Genomic DNA, 23235 nt, shown 5'->3' with positions numbered 1-23235 from the left:
TCAGGCCGCCTTCCGTTCCATGACGATGCTGCCGGCACCGTCGATATGCGCATCGAAGCTGTTGGAGATGAAGGTCGAGGTCTCGTCCTCGGCGATAACAGCTGGGCCGGCGATGGTGGCCCCAGGCGCCATCTCCTCGCGGCGATAGAGTGGGATCTCGAGGATGCGCCCAGCGCGGCCGTCGAAGAACTTGCGATGTCCGGCGGCTTTGCCCGCGGGTTTGCGCGTCACCTCGGTGACGATGGGAGGCTGGAGCGGGTCCGTCGTCGCGAGCACCGACCAGCTCAGCACTTCGATCGCCGCCCCCGGAATCGGCCGCTCGAACAAAGCGGCGTAGCCGGCCTCGAAGGACGATCGCAGCGCGGCGAGGTCGTCCGCGGTCAGGGGACGGTTCGGCAGTTCGACCGCGATCTCGTGCCCCTGGCCGACATAGCGCATGAAAGCGGCACGGCGCTCGCGAACGTCAGCGCCGGCCGCACCCGGCTCGACCAGCGCGCGCGCCTCGTCGGCCATCTCCTGCAGCAGGCCGGAGACGAGGGCCGTGTCGAAATCGTCGAGCCGCGCATGGCGGCTGCGCACCAGCTCATAGGAGATCGGCGCAGCAAGGAAGCCGACCGCCGAGCCGACCCCGGCATTGGAGGGAACGACCACGCGCGACACGCCGATCTTTTCCGCGACGCGCGCGGCATGCAGCGGCGCTGCGCCGCCGAATGCGATCAGCGTGTGCTGGCCGATCACGGCGCCGCGCTCGACGGCATGGACGCGCGCCGCGCTCGCCATGTTCTCACAGACCACTTCATGCACCGCATAGGCGGCCATTTCGGCGGTCAGGCCGAGCGGCGCGCCGATGTCGCGGAGCAGGGCCTGTTTCGACAGCTCGGGGTCGAGCTTGATGGTGCCGCCGGCGAACGCGTCGGGATCGATCATGCCGAGCGCGACGTCGGAATCCGTCACCGCGGGACGCTGGCCGCCACGGCCGTAGCAGGCAGGTCCCGGCTCGGAGGAGGCGCTCTCGGGGCCGACGGTGACGCGCTTCATCGCATCGATCCGCGCGATCGAGCCGCCGCCGGCGCCGATCTCAACCATCTCGATGACGGGAATGCGCACGGGCAAGCCGGAGCCTTTCAGGAAGCGCGCGGCGCGATCGACCTCGAACACGCGCGAGCTCTCAGGCTCGAAATCCTCGATCAGGCAGATCTTGGCGGTGGTGCCGCCCATGTCGAACGACAGCACCTTGCGCTCGCCGAGCCGTGCGGCGATCTGGCCGGCGAAGATTGCGCCGCCGGCCGGGCCGGATTCGACCAGCCGCACCGGGAAGCGCCGCGCCGTCGCGATCGAGGTGACGCCGCCGCCTGATGTCACGAGATAGATCGCGCCGCGGAACTGCTCGATCCTGAGCGCCTGCTCCATGCGCGCGAGATAGCTGTCCATCAGCGGCTGCACATAGGCGTTGGCCACCGCAGTCGAGGTCCGCTCATATTCCCGGATTTCGGGACAGACCGCCGACGACAGCGTGATCGACACGCCCGGCATCTCCTCGCCCAGGATCTCCGCCGCGCGGCGCTCGTGCTCCGGATTGGCGTAGGCATGCAGGAAGGCGATGGCGATGCTGGCAACGTTCAGGGCGCACAGCTGCGGCCCCAGCGCACGCACCGCCGCTTCGTCGAGCGGCAGTCTGACTTGTCCATGAGCATCGACGCGCTCGGGCACGGTGAAGCGAAGGCTGCGCGGCACCAGCGGTTTCGGCTTGTCGATCGAGAGATCGTACTGGTCGTAGCGGCTCTCAGTTCCAATATCCAGAACATCGCGGAAGCCGTCAGTGGCGATCAGCGCCGTCTTGGCGCCGCGGCGCTCGATGATGGCGTTGGTCGCGAGCGTGGTGCCGTGGATGAAGACGTCGATGTCGGAGATTCGCGCCTTTGCATCGGCGAGGATGAGGCGCGTGCCGTCGAGCACGGCCTGCTCCGGCTGCGTCGGCGTGGTCAGCAGCTTGCGCGTTCGACGCTGCGCGCCGATGTCGAGAACGATATCGGTGAACGTGCCGCCGATATCGACGGCCAGCCGGACTTCGGCTCCTTCAAGCATTCCAGGTCTCCGCAAGCGACGAATTGATGTGCGAGTTGAGCAAGTCCTATGCCATCGCGCCAGCGCGTTGATGGATTGCAGCTCCGCGTTCCTGCGTTGCGCACTTGAGATCGCGGCGTGGTGGGCGCTCAACCTTGCTGATCGTCCTCCGATTGTTCGCTCGCGATCGTCTCTTCCCGCTCGTGCGTGACTGGTCGTCAATGGTGGGCGCGCGTGAATGCCAGTGCGATCTCGGCACACTCCGCTGTCGTCCCGGCCTGGTGCGCAATTGCGCACGCGGCGCCGGGACCCATAACCCCAGGCCGCGGTTTGAGGCACGGTGTTAGCAGCACTTCGCCCGCCACGTCCGCCGCGGAGTATGGATCCCGGGTCGGCGCCGTGGCGCGCGGTCGCGCGTCACGGCTTGCCCGGGACGACAGCGGTGGATGGATCGGATTCACGGGTCAAACAGCGGTCGGCATGAGAACGTATTCTCGCGGCGTTTCGCGCCCGAGGTCTGCGATCAGTTCGTCCCTCCCTTAAACGAGAGGGCGCAGGGAATGCCGGGTGAAGGCCTCACCCATGGCCCGCCTGCGAAAAGAATGCAGGCGGCAGGTACCACAGGATCAGCCGAACATCCGGCATTCCCTGCGCGATGTCTTCACGCTTATACGCAGTCTCCCTGGTGCGCCGGGCTTGTTGGCCACCATGTCGCGCATGATGCTTGCGCATCAGCGCGAGGACACCAGCATCGGGGTGTCAGGACGCTGCGACTTCACGTCCGCAATCACGCCGGTCGTCTGCGCAAAAGCGCGTCCGACATGGCTGCGGCCACCGCATCCCGCACCCGACGTTCGTGACGACGCGTACGTCCCTCTGCATGAGGCGGGACGACGCGGATCATACACGATTTCCGAAAAAGCGAAAGTAAATTCTTTCGACGCAGGACAGTTTCGACGGGACCGGCGCAATAAGAGTTCCGTTGATCTTGCTCAAGCGCCGCATCCGGTCCGCGCTTAGTTTGCGCAAACTCGTCGATGCCACGTCAAGAGAGTTCCGCCATGCGAGTTGATCCACGCGCGCTGATATTGGCCGCCGCAGTCGTGACGGCCACCGCTGCACCTTCCTTCGCCCAGCCGGGAGCAGGCGGACCGCCGGGGTGGGGCCCCGGCATGATGATGGGGCCGGGGATGATGGGCGGACGGGGGTTCGGCTTCCTCTGCAATCCCCGCATGGGCGGATTTGCCGAATGGCGCCTGTCGCAGATCGAGACCGCCATCAAGCCGAACGAGGCGCAGCGGGCGCGGCTCGGCGATCTCAAGGCGGCATCGGCCAAGGCGGCGGAGCTGATCACCAAGGACTGTCCGGCTACGCCGCCGGTCAAAGCCACCGACCGTCTTGCACTCGTCGAACAACGCCTCGACGCCATGCAGCAGGCGATCAAGACCGTGCGGCCGGCGTTTCAGGCGCTCTATGATTCACTCGATGACAAGCAGAAGGCGGCGCTGGATGCCAGCGGGCCGCGCAATTGGGGGTGGCGTCACTGGCACTGGCCGTGGAGCGACGAATAGCGGCCGAAAACGGCGCGACCTGAGACCGGGAGACGTTCGGGCAAGGTGGCTGATCTTGACGGCAGCGAGTTGTCAGCCCCGCCCCATCGTGTGGATCGGCTTGAAGCAGCCGAGGACCAGGCGCTTGGGATCGAAGGGAATGTCGCCGGGGAGCTCGAAGCGCTTGTCGTTCTGCATGTGGGCTTCGGCGGCCTCGAGCGTTTCCTTGTCGGGCCACACCTGCCAGGCGAAGACGATCTTCTCACCGGCTTTCGCGGCGACGGCGCGCCGAAAATCGGTGGCCGTGCCGTCGGGAACGTTGTCCTCCCAGGACTCGACGATCTCGAGGCAGCCATATTCCCTGAACAGCGCCGCGCCGCGTTCGGCCCACCGGCGGTAGGCCTCCATCTTCTCTTCCGGTACCGGGATCACGAATCCTGCGACATACATGGCTCAGGGCTCCCTGGGATTGTCCCTGCGAGACTAGCACGGGCCGGATCGAGCCGCGCTTCGGGGGCAGGGAAGGGCGCGGAGCAATGCAGCATATTCACGATCGTTCCCCTCGTGTTCCGGCGCGGCATGGCGTAAAGCAGCCCGAATCAAACGAGGTTTTCCGTCAATTGTCATTCCCCGCGACCAATCCCCCGCTCGCCCGCGCTCTCGCCGAGCGCAATTATGAGCAGCCGACGCCCGTTCAGCTTGCCGTGCTCGCCGACGAGGCCGTCGATCGCGACCTCCTCGTGTCCGCCCAGACCGGCTCGGGCAAGACCGTTGCCTATGGGCTGGCGATCGCGAAGAACCTGCTGGGCGAGGGCGACAGGTTCGACCGGGCCGCCGCGCCGCTGGCCCTGATCGTGGCGCCGACGCGCGAGCTCGCCCTGCAGGTCCATCGTGAGCTCGCCTGGCTGTATCAGCACGCGGGCGCGCGCGTCGTCTCCTGCGTCGGCGGCATGGATCCGCGCCGCGAGCAGCGCGAGCTGGAGGCGGGCGCCCACATCGTCGTCGGCACGCCCGGCCGGCTCTGCGATCATCTGCGGCGCGGGCGTCTCGACATCTCGGAATTGAAGGCCGTCGTGCTCGACGAGGCCGACGAGATGCTCAATCTCGGCTTTCGCGAGGACATGGAGTTCATCCTCGAGACCACGCCGGAGACGCGGCGCACCCTGCTGTTCTCGGCGACCTTCCCGCGTGGCATCGTGGCGCTGGCCAAGGAATATCAGGACGACGCGTTCCGGATCGAGGTCGAAGGCGACGAAGGCGGGCACGCCGACATCGAGTACCGCGCCATCCGCATTGCGTCTGGAGATGTCGAGCACGCGGTGGTCAACGTGCTGCGCTTCTACGAGTCGCCGAGCGCGATCGTGTTCTGCAACACGCGCGAGGCCGTCAGGCATCTGCAGGCGGCGCTGCTGGAGCGCGGCTTCTCGGTGGTCGCGCTGTCGGGTGAATTGACGCAGAACGAGCGGACGCAGGCCCTGCAGTCGCTGCGCGATGGCCGGTCGCGCGTCTGCGTGGCCACCGACGTGGCGGCGCGCGGCATCGACCTCGCGAAGCTCGACCTCGTCATTCATGCGGAGCTGCCGAATGATCCCGAGGTCATGCAGCATCGCTCGGGCCGCACCGGCCGCGCGGGGCGCAAGGGTGTCAGCGTCCTCCTGGTGCCGCCGGCCCGGCGGCGACGCGCGGAAGTGCTGTTGAATATGGCCGGCATCGATGCCGTCTGGGGCGCGACGCCGCAGGCCGATGACATCCGCAAGCTCGATCACGAGCGCATGCTGCAGGACGCCATCTTCACCGAGGAGACGACTGCGGACGATGTGGAGATGGCCCGCGCATTGCTCGCCGAGCGATCGGCCGAGGACATCGCCGCAACGCTGGTCCGGCTCTATCGCGCCCGGCTGCCGTCGCCCGAGGACATTCTCGATCCCGGCCAGGACAACGGCCGATCGCGCCAGGATCGCGGTCGCGACACCGCCAGGCCATCGCGGAGCGAGGATCGTGCACCAGCGGCCCCCCGAACGAAAACGGGAAAGCCGTCGGCACGCCACGGCATGGGCGAGCCCAGCGTCTGGTTCCGGGCGGCGATCGGGCGCAAGAAGAATGCGGAGGCGCGCTGGCTGCTGCCGATGATCTGCCGCCGTGGCGGCATCGACAAGCACGACATCGGCGCCATCAAGATCCAGGACACCACGACCGAGTTCGAGATCGCCGAGCGCGTCGCGGACGCCTTCGCCGCCAACATCCGCCGTCCGGACAAGGAAGACAATATCCGGATCGAGCCGCTGTCGGGCGCCCCTTCAGGGCAGGCGTCATCGGAAAGGCCGCGGCAGGACAAGCGGCCGCCGCGGCGCGAGGACGACGAGACCGCCTACCATCCGCTGCGACGTGATGAGCCGCGCGGGGGGAGGGACGCCAAGCCGCGCAGCAAGCCGCACCGTGACGGTCCGTCGAAATCCGGCCACGAACCGGCTTCCGCAAAGAAAAAGCAGCATGGCGGCAAGTCCAGCCACGCCGGACAGACGTTTTCAGAGAGACCCTCGCGGGCAAAGGCGCCGGACGGCAAGAAGGCCAAGAACAAGCGTCGCGGCTGATCTGCGCCTGGTCCGTGCGAGGCAACCCGGGTCGGCCTGAACAAGCGCCGGCCCGCGAACCAGGTCAGCGGAGCAGTGCATGAGTCGAACTGTCGTTCTTTATCTGGCGACCATCGCCGTGCTGCTCGGGTTCGACATCCCCTTTCTCGCCATCGTCGCCAAGGGCTTCTTCCAGTCGCAGGTCGGCGAGATGCTGGGCGAGATCCGGCCCGCGCCGGCGGTGCTGTTCTATCTGGTCTACGTCGCGGGCGTGCTGATCTTCGTCAGCGGCCAGAGTGAGGCGACGTGGCGCTCGACCTTGCTCTATGGCGCGCTGTTCGGGCTGTTCTGCTATGCGACCTTCGAACTGACGTCGCTCACCATGCTCAAGCAGTGGACCTGGGCCGTGGTGCTGGTCGACATCAGCTGGGGCATGTTCGTCACCGCGGTGTCGGCCACCGTGGGCCTGCTGATCGCGGACTGGGCCACGCCGCGCACGTGATGATCGTCGCGCAGGAATTGCCTTGAGGCGCATGGCAACGCCGCGAGATTCGCGGCGCTGACCTCTGACATCGGCAGGCGGATCACCGCTAGGCGGCTCGAACGGTCTGCAGGAACCGGCCGACCTCGGAGCGCAGCCTGTTGCCGTCGTTCGACAGCGCCTTGGCTGCCGACAGCACCTGGGAGGAGGCGGAGCCGGTCTCGCTTGCGCCCTGCTGGACGTCGGCGACGTTGGAGGAGACCAGCTGCGTGCCCAGCGCCGCCTGCTGCACGTTGCGGGAGATTTCCTGGGTGGCCGCGCCTTGCTCCTCGACGGCCGCCGCAATGGCCGAGGCGATCTCCGACAATCGCTCGATGGTCCCGGAGATCTCCCTGATGGCCGCGACGGATTCGTGGGTCGCTCCCTGGATGCTGGAGATCTGCTGCCCGATCTCGCCGGTCGCCTTCGCGGTCTGCTCGGCCAGGGCCTTCACCTCAGAGGCGACGACCGCGAAGCCGCGACCGGCCTCACCGGCGCGTGCCGCCTCGATGGTGGCGTTGAGCGCCAGCAGGTTGGTTTGGCCGGCGATCGTATTGATCAGCTCGACGACGTCGCCGATCCGCGCCGCCGCCTTCGACAATTCGCCGACCCGTTCGTTGGTGCGGTGCGCCTGTCCCACTGCGTCCCTGGCCATGCGTGCGGATTCCTGCACCTGACGGCTGATCTCGTTGACCGAGGAGGAGAGCTCTTCGGTGGCCGATGCCACCGACTGGACATTGGTCGAGGCCTCCTCCGAGGCGGCGGCCACGGTGGTCGCGAGCTGCTGCGAGCGCGAGGCGGTGGAGGTCAGCGAGCCCGCGGATGCTTCGAGCTCGGTCGAAGCGGAGGAGACCGTCCTGATGATCTCGCCGACGGCAGTCTCGAAATTGTCGGCCAGCGTGCGCATGTCGGCCTTGCGTTGCTCGATGGCGCGCCGCTCCATCTCCTTCTGCTCCGCCTCCATGCGGATCTTGGCAAAACCGTTGGCCTTGAAGACTTCGGCGGCCCGGGCGACGTCACCGACCTCGTCCTTGCGGTCCGTCGCATGGACGGCGGCATCATAGTTGCCGCCGGCGAGCTGCTGCAGCAGGGCAACGATGGCGCGGATCGGCTTCGCGATGCCGAACTGGCCGATCAGAAAACCGAGCACGCCGCTGAACACGATGCCGACCGACGCTACGATGACGAGCAGGCGCGACGTCGCCTGGTATTGATCGTGCGCCTCCTTCGCCTTCTCCTCGACCCGGGCATTGAGGCGGTCGGCCACCGCGCGGACCTTGCCCTGCAGGTTTTCGGCGGCGGCGCGGCTCTTCATCGCCGCATCGCGCAGGCGCACGACGCTCTCGCCGATGTTGCTGGACTTCTCCGCGTCGACGACGGCGAGCGTCTTGTCGAGCTGGCTCTTGTAGGCGGTGAAGGCGTCCTTCACCTCGGGCAGCATGGCCTTCGCCTTCTCGTCCACGGTCTCGCTGACCTGGGCGAAGCGTTCGTCATATTGCTTGAGCTGGGTCTGGATCACCTCGCGCGCGGCGAGCCTGTTCTCGTCGCTGGGGTCGAGCGCGCTGCGGAACTCGGCGCGGTTCAAGGCGATCACGTTCTGATTGGCGCGCGCAGCGAAGAGGGCGCGTTTCGCTGCCGCCGACATCACGTCGGCCTTCTCGCTGAGGTCGCCGAGCGCGGAAATGCCGAGCCAGGCCATGGTCGCTGCGACGCCGCTGAGCAGCACGACGATCGAGAGGACCTTGGCGAGGATGCTGAACCGACCCATGAATGACATTATTCGCTCCAGACGAATTTGCGCCCGCGGCGCGCGAGGTACAGCTGCGAGTTGAGAAGCGATAAAGTTCGCCCATCGAAGTTAATTTTCGCGCAACTTCCAACCATCGCCCGTAGGACTACGGCCGCCATGACGGCGCACGAAGACGCTCGACGGCTCCGCGTGCCAGCTACGCGACATCGGTGCTTGTCCCGCGCAGGCACGCTTCCGCGCACTGGATCGCGGCGGGTTCAAGAGGGGTCGTCAGCATGGATGAGCTGCAGGCTGATCCGGGTGGCTTGCCCGAACAGCTCATCGGGCGCGCAGACGATTGACCGCGGCGGATTGCTGCGCCCAGAGCTCGTGAAGACATCATGCCGGGCGTGCACACGCTCCATGTCGCAAGACACGGTCGACCCGGGCGGGCACTTGTCGCTTTATCGTGTCGGCGGTCGGCAGATCATCGAGATCAGTCGCATGCTGCACGACCGGATGGATTTGCACCGGCATTCGCCCTCCTCCGAGAAGAAGGGCGAATGAAGGCGCCAGGCGCGAACCTTTACTTCGGCTGCGGCACGACCCGCAGATACGGCTTCGGCGCCTTCCAGCCGTCCGGATAGATCGTCTTGGCCTCGTCGTCGGACACCGAGCCGGCGATGATCACGTCCTCGCCCTGCTTCCAGTCGGCGGGGGTGGCGACGCGGTGCTTGGCGGTCAGCTGCAGCGAGTCGATGACGCGTAGAATTTCCTGGAAGTTGCGGCCCGTTGTCATCGGGTAGACCAGGATCAGCTTGATCTTCTTGTCCGGGCCGATGATGAAGACGTTGCGGACGGTCAGGTTGTCCGCGGCGGTGCGCTTCGCCGGATCGCCGGAGATCGCCGCCGGCAGCATGTCGTAGAGCTTGGAGACGTTGTAGTCGGTGTCGCCGATCATCGGGTAGTTCGGCGCCGCTCCCTGGGTCTCCTTGATGTCCTCAGACCATTTGGTGTGATTGTCCACGGCGTCGACCGAGAGCCCCATCAGCTTGACGCCGCGCTTGTCGAATTCCGGCTTCAGCCGGGCGAGGGCACCGAGCTCGGTGGTGCAGACCGGGGTGAAATCCTTCGGGTGCGAGAACAAGAGCGCCCAGCTGTCGCCGATCCAGTCGTGGAATTTGATCTTGCCTTCGGTGGTTTGCGCCTCGAAGTCCGGGGCAGTGGAGCCGATTTGGAGAGCCATGGAAGTCCTCAATTCATTGCAGACAGGCGGATAAATTCTTCTAGCCACTATAGGAAATACCGCTCCACAAGGGAACTGGCTGACAAAAAATAGAAAATAATTTCACCGGAACTCACGCGCGCAACAACTTCTTTTGAGTTCCGCAGGTGCGACGAAACATCCATGAGACGACCCGCTGCCCAGATTTCGCCATGTCTCGGTCGCAACACGCCGCCCCCGCCAGCCGTGGCATTGAACCGTGATCGAGGTCACTGCGGCAAATCGGCAACCGATACAAAAACCCACAACGCCGTTTTGAACCGTTAACCACTCGTTCAGACGCGGACCGACAAGGTGGGTCAACACAGCAACTGAGAAGAGAACATGTCTGCCTCTGCCCCAAAAACCATCGGTTCCATCGATGGGCTCGAACCGTCCTCCTGTGAGACCGCTGCCTCAGCGCTTGCCATCGTGCGCGACGGCGTGATCACCGGCGAGGGCCCGACCACCGCGGGACGCGTCCATTTCTCCCGCGTGCTCGATGCCGACGACGTGGCCTGGTGTGCGGCCATCCTGACTGCGGCTGCGATCAATGACGCGCCGGTCAGCCGCGCCGAAGCCGAGGCCCTGTTCGCAATCGACCAGGCCGCGACCGAGCGCAACGATGACGGGCGGTTCGAGGACCTGCTCGCCAAGGCGATTGCGCATCACACCGCCTCCGCATCCGGCCTGCCGGTGCCGCCGCGCAGCGTCGCGCTGGCCGCCGAGACCGACATCGCGAGCTGGGCGCCGGCCAATGCACGCGGCGTCCGCACCGATGTGCTGGAATGGGTCGCCAAGCAGATGCGCGGCAAGCGCCAGGGCAATCGTGCCCTGAGGGCCATGGTCGCGACGCTTGTCGGCGTCACCGTGCTGCCGCTGGCGCAGCTGCCCTCGATGATCGACATCGGGATGTGAGTGCATCGCGCTACGCACGAAGAGCAGAATTCGAAGAGCGCGACGTCCCCGTCGCGCTCTTTTGTTTTGTCGCACCACGTCGTGCGTGACAGGTCGCCATCACAGATTCCCGCTTGACGCAGCGCGCCCTGCGCCTTGAACATTCGTGGCACCGGCGCGCTGGTGCTCATTCAGGTCAGGGTATGTCGTGGATAGTGTGATCCAAAGTCTCGAAGCCGTGCTCGTCGGCTTCGTCTGCGCGCTCCCCTACATCTGGAACGAGCGCTACATTCCGCGCGTGCTTCTCAGCGCGTTCGCGCCGGTCCTGTTTCAATTGCTTTTGTCATGGTCCCTTAGGGGGGCCTGGTTCGCGGTGTTCCGGGATTTCGAGTTTAACGGCGATCTGTTGTTGGCAATCCTAGGCGGACTTTGCGCAGCGCAGGTGAGGCTCGTGTTGGCGCGCTGGGGAGTGCGGACCGAGCGCGATCGAGGCCTCATCGATCGCTTGAGCAGCCTGCCATCGGGGTTGCTCGTGCTGCTGTCCCTGGCGGCGGCTGTGCTTGCGACGTATCTCGCCATCGAGGCGACGTCAGGATTGGAATGGGGATCTTACGCCGCGATCGTGATCGTCATCATGTGCGCAGTCATCTGTCTGGCTTCGCTGTATCGACTCAAAACGATCGCATTTGTCTGGACTGCCGCCGCGGGTGGCTATCTCGGCAGTTTTGCCGCGGCCGTTCATCGCGACTGGGACATCATCACGGCGACCGCCAGCCATCATCACTATGACTATGCGACCGAGATGCTCATGCTTCCGGAATACTTCTATTTCGCATGTGTCGGCGCGCTCGCCGCGGGCCTGATGATCGGCTTCTCGCTGATTACCCTGAAGCTCTGGGATAGACAGGCCGTGGAACCTGCCGCTCCGTCGTGTTGAAGTCGCTGCGAAGTTGGCAGGTTAAATAGATCGACGACGAGATCGCGTCCAAAAGAATGCCCCGCTTGTGCGGGGCATTCTGAGTCGACCAGACCGGCGTCGCTGGGAGGCTACTTCGCCGCCGCCTTCTGCTTCTTCGTTTCCTCGTCGAGCCCCACGGTGCGGCCGGGGAAGCCGGCGACATCGAAATAGCGCTGGGTGCCGACGCGTTGCAGCTTCAGGATCGTGCGCAGGCCGCCGGCGGCCGGGTCGGACCTGACGACATCGGACGAGGCCTTCGGCGTCGCGCCGTTGGGCATCGCCTCCGTCATCACGCGGCCGATCAGCTTGCCCTTCGGCGCGACCTTGAGGTCGAGCAGCTTGGCAGCGGTGGTGCCGACATCGGCGTTGCTGACGGGCAGGGGATCGACGAAGCCCGCCTTGAAGTCCGGACCGATGGCGGCCATGAAGTTGTAGGTGTCGCCGCGGCTGAACGAGCCATGCATGCCCTGGCCCTGGCGCAGCACCGTATCGGAGACCTCGACCGAGCAGTTGGTCGGCGCGTCGCAGCCCGGCGCGACATAGGAGCGGAAGTTGACGACGATCGCGGGATGCGGCGTCACGGCCTTGCCCTGCAGGTTGATCTCCGACAGCGGCAGCGTGCCCGCGATCTCGCCGAGCGTATCATCGACGAAGATGCCGGAGACGTAGTCCTGCGCCAGCAGCGCCTTGACGGTGCGCTGGGCGAGCTTCTTGTCGCGGTTCGGCAGATAGATCAGGTCGGAGCCGCCATTGGTCGCGACGACGAGCTCGGGCTTGGTCGGGTCCTTGCCGAGCACGCCATTGCCGGCCTTGGGATGCTTGCCCTCGGGCACGGCTACGTTCTTGTCGTTGGGATCGAACAGCGGCAGGTCGAGCGCCTTGGCGAGGTCGAGCGCCAGGAAGCCCATCGGCAGGAAGTCCTTCGGCGTGTCGTCATAGCTGACCTTGGCCGAGGGGCTGGTCTTGCTCTCCTTGGAGATGGTCGAGAAGCCATGGTCGGCCTGGACCATGATGTTGGTCGTGGCGGCCAGGCCGAGTTCGTCGAGCGCCTTGCGCAGCTGCGCCAGATTGTCGTCGGCGTTCTTGATGCCGGCCATCGAGGTCGGGCCGTTGATGCCCGGCGTGATGGTGTTGAGGCTGTCGCCGTGATTGTGCTGGCTGCCGTCGGGATCGCGCGACCAGAACACCAGGACGAACGGCTTGTTGCGGGCCTTGAACATCGGCAGCACCGCCTTGGTGGCGACGTCGACCATGTAGGCCTGCTGCGCGACGTTGGCGGTCGTCGTTCCCGGCGTCTTGGCGTCGCCGGCCTTGCCATTGTCGCCGCGCGACGGCGTTGCCAGCGGCAGCCCGGCCTTGGTGATCGCGTCCTTGATCTCGTCGGTGATCGGTACGCCGGCCTTAGCCCCCGTGGAATCGTCGATCACGATCGAGGAGGTCGCGCCGGGCTTGCAGGGGCAGCCGGTATGATCGAACAGGTAGGTCGGGCCGAGCTTGCCGATCGCGGCCGTGGAATAGCCGGCCTTGCGGGCGAGCTTCAGGATCGTGTCCTCGTTGAGATAGTCGCCGTTGAAGTGCTCATCGATGTCGCCGAGCACCGCGTCGTTCTCGATGAAGGGCACGACGGTGTCGCCGGCGGGCGCCGAGGTATAGCCGGTGAAGATCGTGTTCGAGAACGTGCCGGTGTCGCCGAGATAATGGCCGGTCGCCATGGCCGAGCCGTTGGCCATGGTGAAGGTCGGAAACAGCGAATGCGAGTTCTTGAAGTTGACGCCCTTGTCGCGAACGGCGGCCATGGCTGGCGCCGTCTCCGGCGTCACCTTCAGCGCGCGCAGGCCATCAGGAATGAACAGGATGAGGTTATGGGGGGTGGCGTTCTGCGCGAATGCAGCCCCGGACGACAAGAAGGTCAGTCCGGCGCACAGCAGCACGAGCGGGCGGCGCATCAAAAACTCCTGAAAGCCATAAACGGAATCGCGGCGTGGCGCCGCAGGGAGAGGTTTAGTTTTGCCGGGTGACAGTTTTGTTACAAGAGGCGCGCGCGCGAATGCTGCGCGGCGGAATGAATTTTGCCGATGCGGCAGCCCGCGGCAGGAACAAGCGCCCAGCTCCCCGGTTGTCGGCGCGCAGCAACCAGGGAGCACACCATGCCTGCCGACAAGGATCTCAACGAACTCTTCCTCGATACCCTCAAGGACATCTACTACGCCGAGAAGCAGATCCTGAAGACCCTGCCGAAGATGGCCAAGGCCGCGCAGTCCGAAAAGCTGCAGGCCGCCTTCCTCAAGCACCAGGACGAGACCGAGGGCCAGATCGAGCGCCTCGAGCAGATCTTCGAGATGCTCGGCAAGCCCGCCCGCGGCAAGAAGTGCGATGCGATCGAGGGCATCATCGACGAGGGCAAGGAGATCATGGACGAGTACAAGGGCACGCAGGCGCTGGACGCCGGGCTGTTGGCCGCAGCCCAAGCGGTGGAGCACTACGAGATGTCGCGCTATGGCACCCTGAAGGCCTGGGCGCTCAAGCTCAACATCCCGAAGGCCGCCAAACTGCTCGACCAGACGCTGAATGAAGAGCGCAAGACCGACGAGACGCTGACCAAGATCGCTGAGACCGCGGTCAACTACGAAGCCGCGGCCTGATCGTCGGGCTGACCGTGACTACAACGCCGCCGCCAGTGCTGCCACCAGCGCTGGCGGCGTCGTCACGAGTCTCACCGTCAGGCCTGCCAAGGTCCTGATTTCGATATTCTCCCGCCGGTTGCGCATCTCTGCGTTCGGACCAGGGCAGGGGTTGCAAGTCGGTTGCGGCCTATCGGATGGTCCCGATACCGGCCAGGATGAGGTCGATGCCGGCTAGAAACTGCTCGCGGTCGTCGTGCTCGCGCAGTTCCGTCGCCACCCGATGCACGAACGGGTACTCCGCGGGATCGAGCTGCGTCCACCGTGCGGCGACCGATCCGAGGAACGCCGCGCGGTCCGTCTCGCGTGGCAGGAGGCGGGCGTTCGCGGCGTTCTGCCCGGCCACGCCGAGGATGTAGTTCAAGAGCGTAGACGCGGAATCGAACAGGGCACTGTCGGGGACACCGAGCGTCTGGAGCCGTCCGCCGACGCTTTCGACGATCTGCAGCATCGCGGACCGCCACGGTTCACGGAAGAGCTGGGCGCCCACCCAGGGGTGGGCGTCGATTGCGTCGAACACCCCGAGGGCAACGGCACGGATCGCCTCCGGCGGCTGTGCATCGCCGACGACGCCGGTCATGACACGGGTAATGACGTCATCGGTGGCCGCTGCGAGCAGATCGCTCTTGTTGGCGACGTGCCAGTAGATCGCCCCGCTTCCGGTTGCCAGGCGAGCCGCGAGCGCGCGGAAGGTCAGAGCGCTCTCGCCGTCGGCGTCGAGGATCTCGATCGCTGCCTTGACGATTCTCTCCTTCGAGAGCGCGTCCGCGCGCCGCTCGGTCCGCTGAATCCTGGTCGCCATGAATACACCTTGACATGCCTGGAACATTGTTCCAATTGATTTTCATGGAACAACGTTCCAGTCAAATTGAAAGGCAGATGATGACGACTCCGGTCACGATCGTCGGCGCGGGCCTCGGTGGCCTCACGCTCGCACGCGTCCTCCATGTCCACGGTATCCCGGCTACGATCTATGAGGCGGATCCCTCCGCCGAGACCCGGACGCAAGGCGGCCAGCTCGATATTCACGAGCACGACGGGCAACGCGCTCTCGAAGACGCCGGCCTTATCGATGCGTTCCGTGCGATCATCCATGAGGGCGGCGCGGCTTCGCGCGTGCTCGACCAGCATGGCACGGTGCTGCTCGCACAGCCCGATGACGGCCGACGCCCCGAGGTGCTGCGCGGCGACCTGCGGCGGATTCTTCTCGATTCCCTGCCAGCGGAGACGATCCGGTGGAGCAAGAAGCTGACCGGCGTCGTGCCCCTCGGCGATCACAGGCACGAGCTGAGGTTCGCGGACGGCTCGACCCTGATCACGAGCCTCCTGGTCGGCGCCGACGGCGCCTGGTCGAAGGTCCGGCCGCTGCTGTCGGCCGCCAAGCCGGACTATGTCGGCACGACGTTCATTGAGACCTACCTGCATGACGCCGACGAGCGGCACACCGCCGCGGCCGAGGCGGTCGGCGGCGGCGCATTGTTCGCGCTCGCTCCGGGACAGGGGATCTTCGCGCACCGTGAGGCGGGACGCGTTCTTCACGCCTATGTCGCGCTGAACCGCTCCGCCGAGTGGATCGCCGGCATCGACTTCATGGACGCCGCCGTCGCGACTGCCCGAATCGCGGCCGAGTTCAACGGATGGGCGCCTGCGCTCACCGCGCTGATCACTGACGGCGAAATCCCGCCGGTCCCGCGCATGATCCACACGCTTCCGAACGACCATCGATGGGACCGTGTGCCTGGGGTGACGCTTCTCGGTGATGCCGCGCACCTGGCGCCGCCGGCCGGCGAGGGCGCGAACCTGGCGATGTTCGACGGCGCCGAGCTCGGCAAGGCGATCGCCGCCCACCCCGGCGACATCGAAGCGGCACTCACCGTCTACGAAGCGGCGTTATTCCCGCGCAGCGCGTCGGCGGCCGCGGGCGCGCATCTGATCCTCAAACTCTGCCTTGGCGACAGCGCACCATTCGGGCTCGTCGACTTCTTCAACGGTGCCCTGGAGGGGTAGCGCGGGCTCCCACATTCGTCAGCGTTCCCACCGCAAAATCACGCACCAATGTCAGATCGCCGCCGCCAGCGCCGCGATCAGCGCCGGCGGCGTTGCGACGAGTCCGATCTTGAGAAACTGCCAGGCGGACACCTCGATCTTTTCGCGCCGCAAGGCAGTCAGCCACAGGATCGTGGCGAGCGAGCCGGTCACGGAGATGTTGGGGCCGAGATCGACGCCGATCAAAATTGCACGGATGACCTCATGCGGCAGGTGATCGCTGGCGGCGACCGAGCCGGCGACCAGTCCCACGGGAAGATTATTGGCAATGTTGTCGGCCACCGCCGTGATCAGCCCGGCCGCCCAGGCCGTACCGACGGGCGAGCCAGCCACGCCCTGATGCAGCCAGGCGCTGAGCTGGCCGATCGCGCCGGCGCGGTTCAGACCCTCGACCATCACGAACAGGCCGCCGACCAGCGGCAGCACGCCCCAGGACACACCTTTGACCGTTGGCCATGGCGACTGCCGGCTGACGAGCAGGATCGCGGCCGCCGTGACCACGCCACAGACGAAGGTCGGCAGGCCCAGTTGCACGTCGAGCGCCGAGGCGGTCAGCAGCACGGCGGCAATCACCATGATTCCGACTGCGGCGAGCCGGCCCTCGCGGCTCAGATGCGGCTTGTCGACATCGGTGCGCAGCGTCTCCTCGCGTAGCGCACGGCGCTGGGTCAGCCACAGCGCCACAAAGGTGAGGGCGATCGCGGCGATCGACGGCAGGGTGAACTGGCGCAGCCATTCCGTCAGATGCGGCATGCGCCCGCCGAACACGACGAGGTTGGCCGGGTTCGAGATCGGCAGCACGAAGCTCGCGGCATTGGCGATGAAGGCGCAGACGTAGAGATAGGGCAGCGGCGAAGCGCCGGCCGCGCGGGTCGCGGCGAAGACGGCCGGCGTCAGCACGATCGCGGTGGCGTCGTTGGAGAGCAGCACGGTCACCAGCGTTCCGACCGCATAGACCAGCAGGAACAGCATCTGCGGCGAGCCGCGCGCATGCTCGACCGCATAGGCCGCGAGATAGTCGAACAGGCCTTCGCGGCGGCCGAGCTCGGCGATCAGCATCATACCGATCAGGAACAGGTAGACGTCGACGCCTTTGCGGATGCCGGTGAGGGCGTCGGTGACAGGCAACAGGCCGAGCGCGACCAGCAGGATCGCGCCGGCCACCGCCCACACGGCTTCCGGCAACAGGAAGGGGCGGATGATGACGCCGGCGGTGGCGGGGATGATGATGGCGAGAGCGAGCCAGGTATCGTGCGGGGACATGATCAGGGACCGATAGAGGAAATCATTCCGCGGCGATAGCGGGTGAGGGCGCGGCGTTCGAATGCGGCGCTTCGCTTCCGCGGGTCTCGGGCAGCAGCAGCCAGCATACGATCACGGCGAGCGCCGCGATCGCGCCGAGCGCGAGGAATGCGGCGCTGTAACCGCCATGGACCACGATGAAGCCGGCCAACGCCGTCGAGAGCGCGGCACCGATGCTCTGTGCGGTGATGACGGCGCCCTGCGCGACATTGAAGCGGCCGGTGTTGCGCATGAGGTCAGCCACGATCACCGGCATGATGGCGCCGAAGATGCCGGCGCCGACGCCGTCGAGCAGTTGGACGCCGACCAGCCACGCCTTGTCGTCGGACAGTGTGTAGAGCACCGCGCGCAGCGGCAGGATCAGGAGCGCCGCCAGGAAGAAGCGCTTGTGGCCCCAGCGGTCGGCGCGGGCGCCGACCAGCAGCGCCATCGGCACCATCACGAGCTGCGCCGCGGCGATGCAGGCCGACATCAGGCTGGTGCCGAGATTCTTGTCCTGCAGCGCCAGCTTCTGGCCGACCAGCGGCAGCATCGCGGCGTTGGCCAAATGGAACAGCGCGACGCAGATCGCGAAGATCATGAGCGGACGGCAGGTGAGGAGAATGCCGAGGCCCGACGGCTGCTCGCCTCGCTCCGGCGCACCGCCGTCGGCCTGATGCGACAGGCCGCGCGCGACATCATGATCGATGGCGCGCTCCGGGATCGCGAGCACGCTGACGAGGCTGCCCGCCGACATCACCGCCATCAGGTAGAACACTGCCGACGGGCCGAGCGCATAGGCGGCGGCGCCGGCGATGACGGCGCCGATGGCGTTGCCGGCATGGTTGAAGGTTTCGTTGCGGCCGACCCGCGCCGTGAACGCTCTGGCCCCGAAGATCCCAAGCGATACCGCCGCGATGGCCGGCGCGAAGATCACGCCGGCGGCGTTGGCGATGCTTTGCGAGATCGCGACCGGCCAGAAGCTCGTCATCACTGGCAGCAGGAGAGAAGACGCCGTGACGATGATCGCGGCGACGATCATGATCATGCGTTTCGCCCTGGTCGCATCGACCAGGGCGCCGGCCGGGGTCTGCGCGACGATGCCTGCCATCGTCGCCAGCGACATGACGAGGCCGATCGAGGCCTCGTCCCATTTCTGCTCGGTCAGCAGATAGATCGCGAGATAGGGGCCGAGGCCGTCGCGCACGTCAGCCAGGAAGAAGTTGGCAGCGTCGAGCGCATGGCCCGCGCGTGTCGCGTCTGCGCTGTGTCTGGAATCAACCATGCTGCCCCGTTGCGAGCCGACGCTACGCAACTGCGAACAACAGCATCTGGTTCCGGCACATCGCAAGCGCGAGATCGATGGCGGAGATGGGTGGTCAGGTCAGATGATGTCGGCCGGCACTGCGGCAGGGTAGGGGGCTTTGCCTGTCGCCGTACGCGTCACCTACGTCAGCAGCGACTTCTCCGCCATCGCCTTGCGCAGGATGCGCGACAGCGACTCGACCGAATAGGGCTTCTTGATCAGCTCGAAGCCGTGATGGGCATTCTCCGCGAGCACGTGGCTGTAGCCGGAGGTGAGCACCACCGGCAGGCCGGGATAGCGCTCGCGTATGATGCCGGCCAGCTCCAGGCCGTTGATGCCGGGCATGATGACGTCGGAGAACACGAGGTCGACGGCGAACTCATCGTTCGCCAGGATCGCCAGCGCTTCGGCACCGTTGGCGGCGCGGCGCGTGACGTAGCCGAGGTCTTCGAGCAGCTCGGTCGAAAACTGACCGACCTCGTCATTGTCCTCGACCACCAGCACGCGATAGCCGCGGCCGATCGTGGCGGGCTCGATTCGCGTCAGGGCTGCGTCGACGCTCGATTGCGGCGGCGCGGCCTGCGGCAGGTAGATCGTGAAGGTCGCGCCATGGCCGAGCCGGCTTGCGACCGCGATGTCGCCCTCGGACTGTTTGGCGAAACCGAAGGCCTGGCTCAGGCCGAGACCGGTGCCTTTGCCGACTTCCTTGGTCGTGAAGAACGGCTCGAAGATCGCGTTGAGATGCTCGGGCGCAATTCCGGCGCCGGTGTCGGCGACCGAGATCGCGATGAAGGCGCCGGGGCGCGCGGCTTGGCCGCGCAGCGCCGGGATCAGCTCGGTCCTGCGCACGCCGATCGAAAGCCGGCCCTCGCCATTCATCGCGTCCCGCGCATTCACGGCGAGGTTGATCACCGCGGTCTGGAATTGTGCGATGTCGGCGAGCGTGAACAGCCCGGCGTCGGTGCCCGCCAGCTCGATCTGGATGCGGCTGCCGACCAGGGGACGGATGAGCTGCACGACGCTCTCGACCTGCTCGCCGACATTGAACACTTGCGGCATCAGTGGTTGCCGCCGCGCAAAGGCCAAGAGCTGCCCGGTCAGCTTCGAGGCGCGCTCGACGGTCTCGGAGATCGCATCGACATAGCGCCTGCGGCGTTCTTCGGGCAGATCGCGACGGCGCAGGAAGTCGGTGGCCGAGCGGATGATCGTGAGCAGATTGTTGAAGTCGTGCGCGACGCCGCCGGTGAGCTGGCCCACGGCTTCCATCTTCTGCGACTGACGCAGCAGCTCTTCGCCCTGGATGCGCTCGGTGACGTCGACGGCCTCGGCGACCGCGCCGGTGATCGCCTCGTGCTGGTTGAACAAGGGGCGCATCGACAGCTCGAAATGACGCTCACCGCTGGCGAAATCGAGTCGCATCTCGGTGCGAAAGCTTTCCCCGGCGAGCACGCGCGCAAATGCCTGGCGGAGCATCTCGGTCGCGCCGGGCGTGTGCGCGAACCACGGCGCATCCCACAGCGGCTGGCCGATGACGTCGATCTCGCCGGCGCGCATGCCGGCGAGCGCGATGCGGTTGGCATGGGTGACGCGGCCATCGATGTCCAGGATGCCCTGATACTGATTGCTGGTCTCGAAGATCGCGCGCATGCGCGCCTCGTTGGCCTCGAGCTGTGCGGTGCGCTCCTTGATCCGTTCTTCCAGCGTCTCGTTGATCCGGCGCAGCTCGATCTCGGCCTGCTTGGCGGCCGTGACGTCGTGAGCAACGCCGATGAAGCCGACATGTTCGCCGTTCGCATCCCAGCGCGGCTGCGATTCCGAGCGCAGCCAGCGCCATTGCCCGTCGGCGCGGCGATAGCGGGCTTCGAGGAAGAACGGCTTCAGCGAGCACTCTCCGGACTGTTGCTCCCCGAGGATGCGCGCGAGGTCCTCGGGGTGCAGCGCCTTGCGCCAGTCGAAGGCGAGCGCCTCCTCGTGGGGCACGCCGAGAAAATCGACATAGGCGCGATTGATGAACGAGCGGGTGCGGTCGAGCTTGGTCACCCAGATCGGCACCGGCGCGCTGTCGGCGATCAGCCGGAAGCGCTCCTCGCTCTCGCGCAACTTCGCCTGCGCAAGCATCTGGTCGGTGACGTCGATGTGGGCGCCGACCAGCCGGATCGCGCGGCCGCTCCAATCGCGCTCGATACGGGCGATGACGCGGACCCATCGGATCTCGCCGTCATTGGGCCGGATGATGCGGTATTCGGTGGTGTAGTCCTCTTCCTTGCTCTTGACCGCGGCGATGAAGTCCTGCTCGGCCTTGGCCCGATCGTCGGGGTGCACACGCTTGACCCAGTCTTCGTGGGTCTCATGGACGGCCTCGGGCGGCAGGCCGTGAATGATCAGATATTCGGGGGAGCGCCGGTTGCGATAACCTTCGCGCAGGTCAACCTCGACACCGCCGACTCGCGCAATACGCTGAATTCGCGCCAGCTCCGCTTCGCGCTCCTGCAGCGCCAGATAGGCCTGATCGCGATCGCGCGCGATCTCCTCGATGTGCTGCCGCAATTCGGCCGCGGCGGCTGCCTCTGGGAGCACAGCGTCTCGGGGTGCATCCGGGCTGTTCATGCTGACCTGCGCTTGTGGAACGAGCGGTCGCCCGACAATTCCACTGCGGGTGTTCGGAAACGTGGCGGCATTGGGTTCAAGGAAAGCAAACTGGCCAGAGATTGAGGCAGGCAAACGCCTCCACAACGTAAACGTCGGGGCAGATAAAAAGTTCCGTGCCCCCCGGAACGGACTGTTACTGTCGCGCGTCGTCAGGCCCTGAACACCGCAACGCTTAAGGTCACACCGTGAAGCTCTTCGTCTGCCAGGCCTGCAAGAACATTCTGTATTTCGAGAATCGCAGCTGCGGGCGCTGCGGCCATCAGCTTGCCTTCATGCCGGAGCGTCAGACGTTGTCGGCGATCGAGCCGGCTGATGAGGGTGTCCGCACGCTCGCCGACGACCGGACAGGGCGTTTTTTCTGCGCCAATGCCGACCATGACGCCTGCAATTGGTTGCTCGAGATCGGGGAAACCACGGGGTTCTGCCGCGCCTGCCGCCACAACGGCACGATCCCGAACCTCTCGGACCCGGCGCAACTCGCCGGATGGCGCGAGCTTGAGGTGGCCAAGCACCGGCTGTTCTACTCGCTGATTCGGTGGAAGCTCCCGGTGAAAACACGGATCGAGGATCCCGAGCACGGGCTGATCTTCAACTTCCTCGCCGACGATCCTGCCGGCCAGCAGAAGGTCCTGACCGGCCACGACAACGGCCTGGTCACGATCGCGCTGGCCGAGGCCGACGACTTCGAGCGCGAGCGGCGCCGGCTCGAGATGGACGAGCCGTACCGGACCCTGCTCGGCCATTTCCGTCACGAGGTCGGACACTATTTCTGGGACGTGCTGGTGCGCGATGCCGATAAGCTCGAGGCTTGCCGGGCCGTGTTCGGCGACGACGGGCAGGATTATGGCGAGGCGCTGAAGCGGCACTACGATCAGGGTGCCCCTGCGAACTGGCAGGACAACTACGTCTCGGCCTATGCGACCACGCATCCCTGGGAGGATTTTGCGGAGACCTGGGCGCACTACCTCCACATCGTGGATACGTTGGAGATGGCCTCCGAATTCGGCATCGAGGTCAACCCGCCCGCCGACCAGATCGGCGGGCTGACGGCGCGCGTCACCTTCGATCCCTATGTGGCGGATGATTTCGACGTCATCGTCAACGCCTGGCTGCCGTTCACCTTCGCCATGAACAGCGTCGCACGGGCGATGGGCGGGCGCGATCTCTACCCGTTCATCCTGACGCCGCCGGTCATCGGCAAGCTCGACTTCATCCACCGGCTCGTGCGCCACGGCCGGCAGTCGAAGTCCGCAACGGTTGCCGTTGAAAGTGTCGACAGCCGGCAGGCGCGGCAGGAAGAGGTTGGGGCGGCCTGATCCGCCTTGACTCGTTAGAACATAAAGTGAACATGACGGCGTGACCGGAGCGAGGGAGCGCCATCACGCCATGCCGCCCGAACCGCAAGCCAAGACGCCGCAAGCCAGGACACTTGAAGCCAACCCGGATGATCTCGCGCTGGAAGCCGCCGTGGACCAGGCCGTTGCCGCCTGTGGCGGCGATCTGCGTGCGACCATTCGCGCCCTGATCGTTGCGAATGATTATCTGGAGACCGAGGTGGGCGAGCTGATGAAGGCGGTCTCCCACGCCTATGCCCGCGGACGTTTCCACAGCTATTCCGGGTGAAGCGAGCAGCGGGCGCTGGCATGCCTGAGGCACGTGCCCGATTGGACGAGAGGCGGGTTGCGCGCGGGCGATTTTGCTATAGACGAACCGGTCAAGC

The 23235-nt window shown here is 66.0% G+C and carries 19 protein-coding genes; 10 read left to right on the top strand and 9 right to left on the bottom strand.

Annotated elements, in window-relative coordinates:
• A complete protein-coding gene (locus tag LQG66_RS08540; RefSeq protein ID WP_231325373.1) occupies positions 1-2085 on the bottom strand; it encodes a hydantoinase/oxoprolinase family protein in 2085 nt (694 codons plus the stop codon).
• Positions 2086-3125: 1040 nt separating this feature from the next.
• On the opposite strand from LQG66_RS08540, the gene LQG66_RS08535 reads away from it, so the two are divergent.
• Positions 3126-3635, top strand: coding sequence for a Spy/CpxP family protein refolding chaperone (locus LQG66_RS08535; protein ID WP_231325371.1), 510 nt, complete (start codon positions 3126-3128; stop codon positions 3633-3635).
• 72 nt (positions 3636-3707) lie between these two features.
• On the opposite strand, the gene LQG66_RS08530 is transcribed toward LQG66_RS08535, so the two are convergent.
• Positions 3708-4064 (bottom strand): DUF1428 domain-containing protein, encoded by a 357-nt coding sequence (locus LQG66_RS08530; protein WP_231325370.1) that lies wholly within the window; start codon positions 4062-4064, stop codon positions 3708-3710.
• 170 nt (positions 4065-4234) lie between these two features.
• Between LQG66_RS08530 and LQG66_RS08525 the strand changes: the two genes are divergently transcribed.
• Together LQG66_RS08525 and LQG66_RS08520 are read left to right on the top strand one after the other, a co-directional pair.
• Positions 4235-6205, top strand: coding sequence for a DEAD/DEAH box helicase (locus tag LQG66_RS08525; protein ID WP_231325368.1), 1971 nt, complete (start codon positions 4235-4237; stop codon positions 6203-6205).
• A 79-nt stretch (positions 6206-6284) separates the two neighbouring features.
• Positions 6285-6686 carry a DUF2177 family protein gene (locus LQG66_RS08520; protein ID WP_231325366.1) on the top strand — a complete coding sequence of 134 codons (402 nt, stop codon included), beginning with the start codon at positions 6285-6287 and terminating at the stop codon, positions 6684-6686.
• Positions 6687-6774: 88 nt separating this feature from the next.
• On the opposite strand, the gene LQG66_RS08515 is transcribed toward LQG66_RS08520, so the two are convergent.
• Entirely contained in the window at positions 6775-8481 is a 1707-nt protein-coding gene (locus LQG66_RS08515) for a methyl-accepting chemotaxis protein (protein WP_231325364.1), read from the bottom strand.
• A 252-nt stretch (positions 8482-8733) separates the two neighbouring features.
• Here LQG66_RS08515 and LQG66_RS08510 point away from each other — a divergent pair, with 252 nt between their 5' ends.
• Positions 8734-9000 (top strand): hypothetical protein, encoded by a 267-nt coding sequence (locus LQG66_RS08510; protein ID WP_231325362.1) that lies wholly within the window; start codon positions 8734-8736, stop codon positions 8998-9000.
• Between the two features lie 19 nt (positions 9001-9019).
• Here LQG66_RS08510 and LQG66_RS08505 read toward each other — a convergent pair whose 3' ends face one another.
• Complete coding sequence (locus tag LQG66_RS08505; protein ID WP_231325361.1) at positions 9020-9679, bottom strand: peroxiredoxin; 660 nt, start codon at positions 9677-9679, stop codon at positions 9020-9022.
• A gap of 363 nt (positions 9680-10042) precedes the next feature.
• Here LQG66_RS08505 and LQG66_RS08500 point away from each other — a divergent pair, with 363 nt between their 5' ends.
• The gene (locus tag LQG66_RS08500) at positions 10043-10615 is read left to right on the top strand and encodes a hypothetical protein (protein WP_231325358.1); all 573 of its coding nucleotides are present in this window, start codon (positions 10043-10045) and stop codon (positions 10613-10615) included.
• A 187-nt stretch (positions 10616-10802) separates the two neighbouring features.
• Positions 10803-11531, top strand: a complete 729-nt coding sequence (locus LQG66_RS08495) for a hypothetical protein (protein ID WP_231325356.1) — start codon at positions 10803-10805, stop codon at positions 11529-11531.
• A gap of 110 nt (positions 11532-11641) precedes the next feature.
• On the opposite strand, the gene LQG66_RS08490 is transcribed toward LQG66_RS08495, so the two are convergent.
• Positions 11642-13498: an alkaline phosphatase family protein gene (locus LQG66_RS08490; protein ID WP_231325354.1), complete on the bottom strand. Its 1857-nt coding sequence runs from the start codon at positions 13496-13498 to the stop codon at positions 11642-11644.
• Between the two features lie 201 nt (positions 13499-13699).
• On the opposite strand from LQG66_RS08490, the gene LQG66_RS08485 reads away from it, so the two are divergent.
• Positions 13700-14194: a YciE/YciF ferroxidase family protein gene (locus LQG66_RS08485; RefSeq protein ID WP_231325352.1), complete on the top strand. Its 495-nt coding sequence runs from the start codon at positions 13700-13702 to the stop codon at positions 14192-14194.
• A 169-nt stretch (positions 14195-14363) separates the two neighbouring features.
• On the opposite strand, the gene LQG66_RS08480 is transcribed toward LQG66_RS08485, so the two are convergent.
• Positions 14364-15035: a TetR/AcrR family transcriptional regulator gene (locus LQG66_RS08480; RefSeq protein ID WP_231325349.1), complete on the bottom strand. Its 672-nt coding sequence runs from the start codon at positions 15033-15035 to the stop codon at positions 14364-14366.
• 80 nt (positions 15036-15115) lie between these two features.
• Here LQG66_RS08480 and LQG66_RS08475 point away from each other — a divergent pair, with 80 nt between their 5' ends.
• The gene (locus tag LQG66_RS08475; protein ID WP_231327726.1) at positions 15116-16240 is read left to right on the top strand and encodes an FAD-dependent oxidoreductase; all 1125 of its coding nucleotides are present in this window, start codon (positions 15116-15118) and stop codon (positions 16238-16240) included.
• Between the two features lie 51 nt (positions 16241-16291).
• On the opposite strand, the gene LQG66_RS08470 is transcribed toward LQG66_RS08475, so the two are convergent.
• The 3 genes from LQG66_RS08470 to LQG66_RS08460 form a co-directional block, all read right to left on the bottom strand.
• Positions 16292-17542 carry an arsenic transporter gene (locus tag LQG66_RS08470; RefSeq protein ID WP_231325347.1) on the bottom strand — a complete coding sequence of 417 codons (1251 nt, stop codon included), beginning with the start codon at positions 17540-17542 and terminating at the stop codon, positions 16292-16294.
• A 22-nt stretch (positions 17543-17564) separates the two neighbouring features.
• Positions 17565-18845, bottom strand: coding sequence for an MFS transporter (locus tag LQG66_RS08465; protein WP_231325345.1), 1281 nt, complete (start codon positions 18843-18845; stop codon positions 17565-17567).
• Between the two features lie 162 nt (positions 18846-19007).
• Positions 19008-21473, bottom strand: coding sequence for a PAS domain-containing hybrid sensor histidine kinase/response regulator (locus tag LQG66_RS08460; protein WP_231325343.1), 2466 nt, complete (start codon positions 21471-21473; stop codon positions 19008-19010).
• 227 nt (positions 21474-21700) lie between these two features.
• On the opposite strand from LQG66_RS08460, the gene LQG66_RS08455 reads away from it, so the two are divergent.
• Both LQG66_RS08455 and LQG66_RS08450 read left to right on the top strand, forming a co-directional pair.
• Entirely contained in the window at positions 21701-22831 is a 1131-nt protein-coding gene (locus LQG66_RS08455; RefSeq protein ID WP_231325341.1) for a zinc-binding metallopeptidase family protein, read from the top strand.
• Positions 22832-22901: 70 nt separating this feature from the next.
• Positions 22902-23138, top strand: a complete 237-nt coding sequence (locus tag LQG66_RS08450) for a hypothetical protein (protein WP_231325339.1) — start codon at positions 22902-22904, stop codon at positions 23136-23138.
• Positions 23139-23235 lie beyond the last annotated feature (97 nt).

It is taken from the genome of Bradyrhizobium ontarionense (assembly GCF_021088345.1).
GTDB lineage: Bacteria > Pseudomonadota > Alphaproteobacteria > Rhizobiales > Xanthobacteraceae > Bradyrhizobium > Bradyrhizobium ontarionense.
Note: the sequence above shows the minus strand (reverse complement) of the source record. Positions and strands in the feature narration are given on the sequence as shown.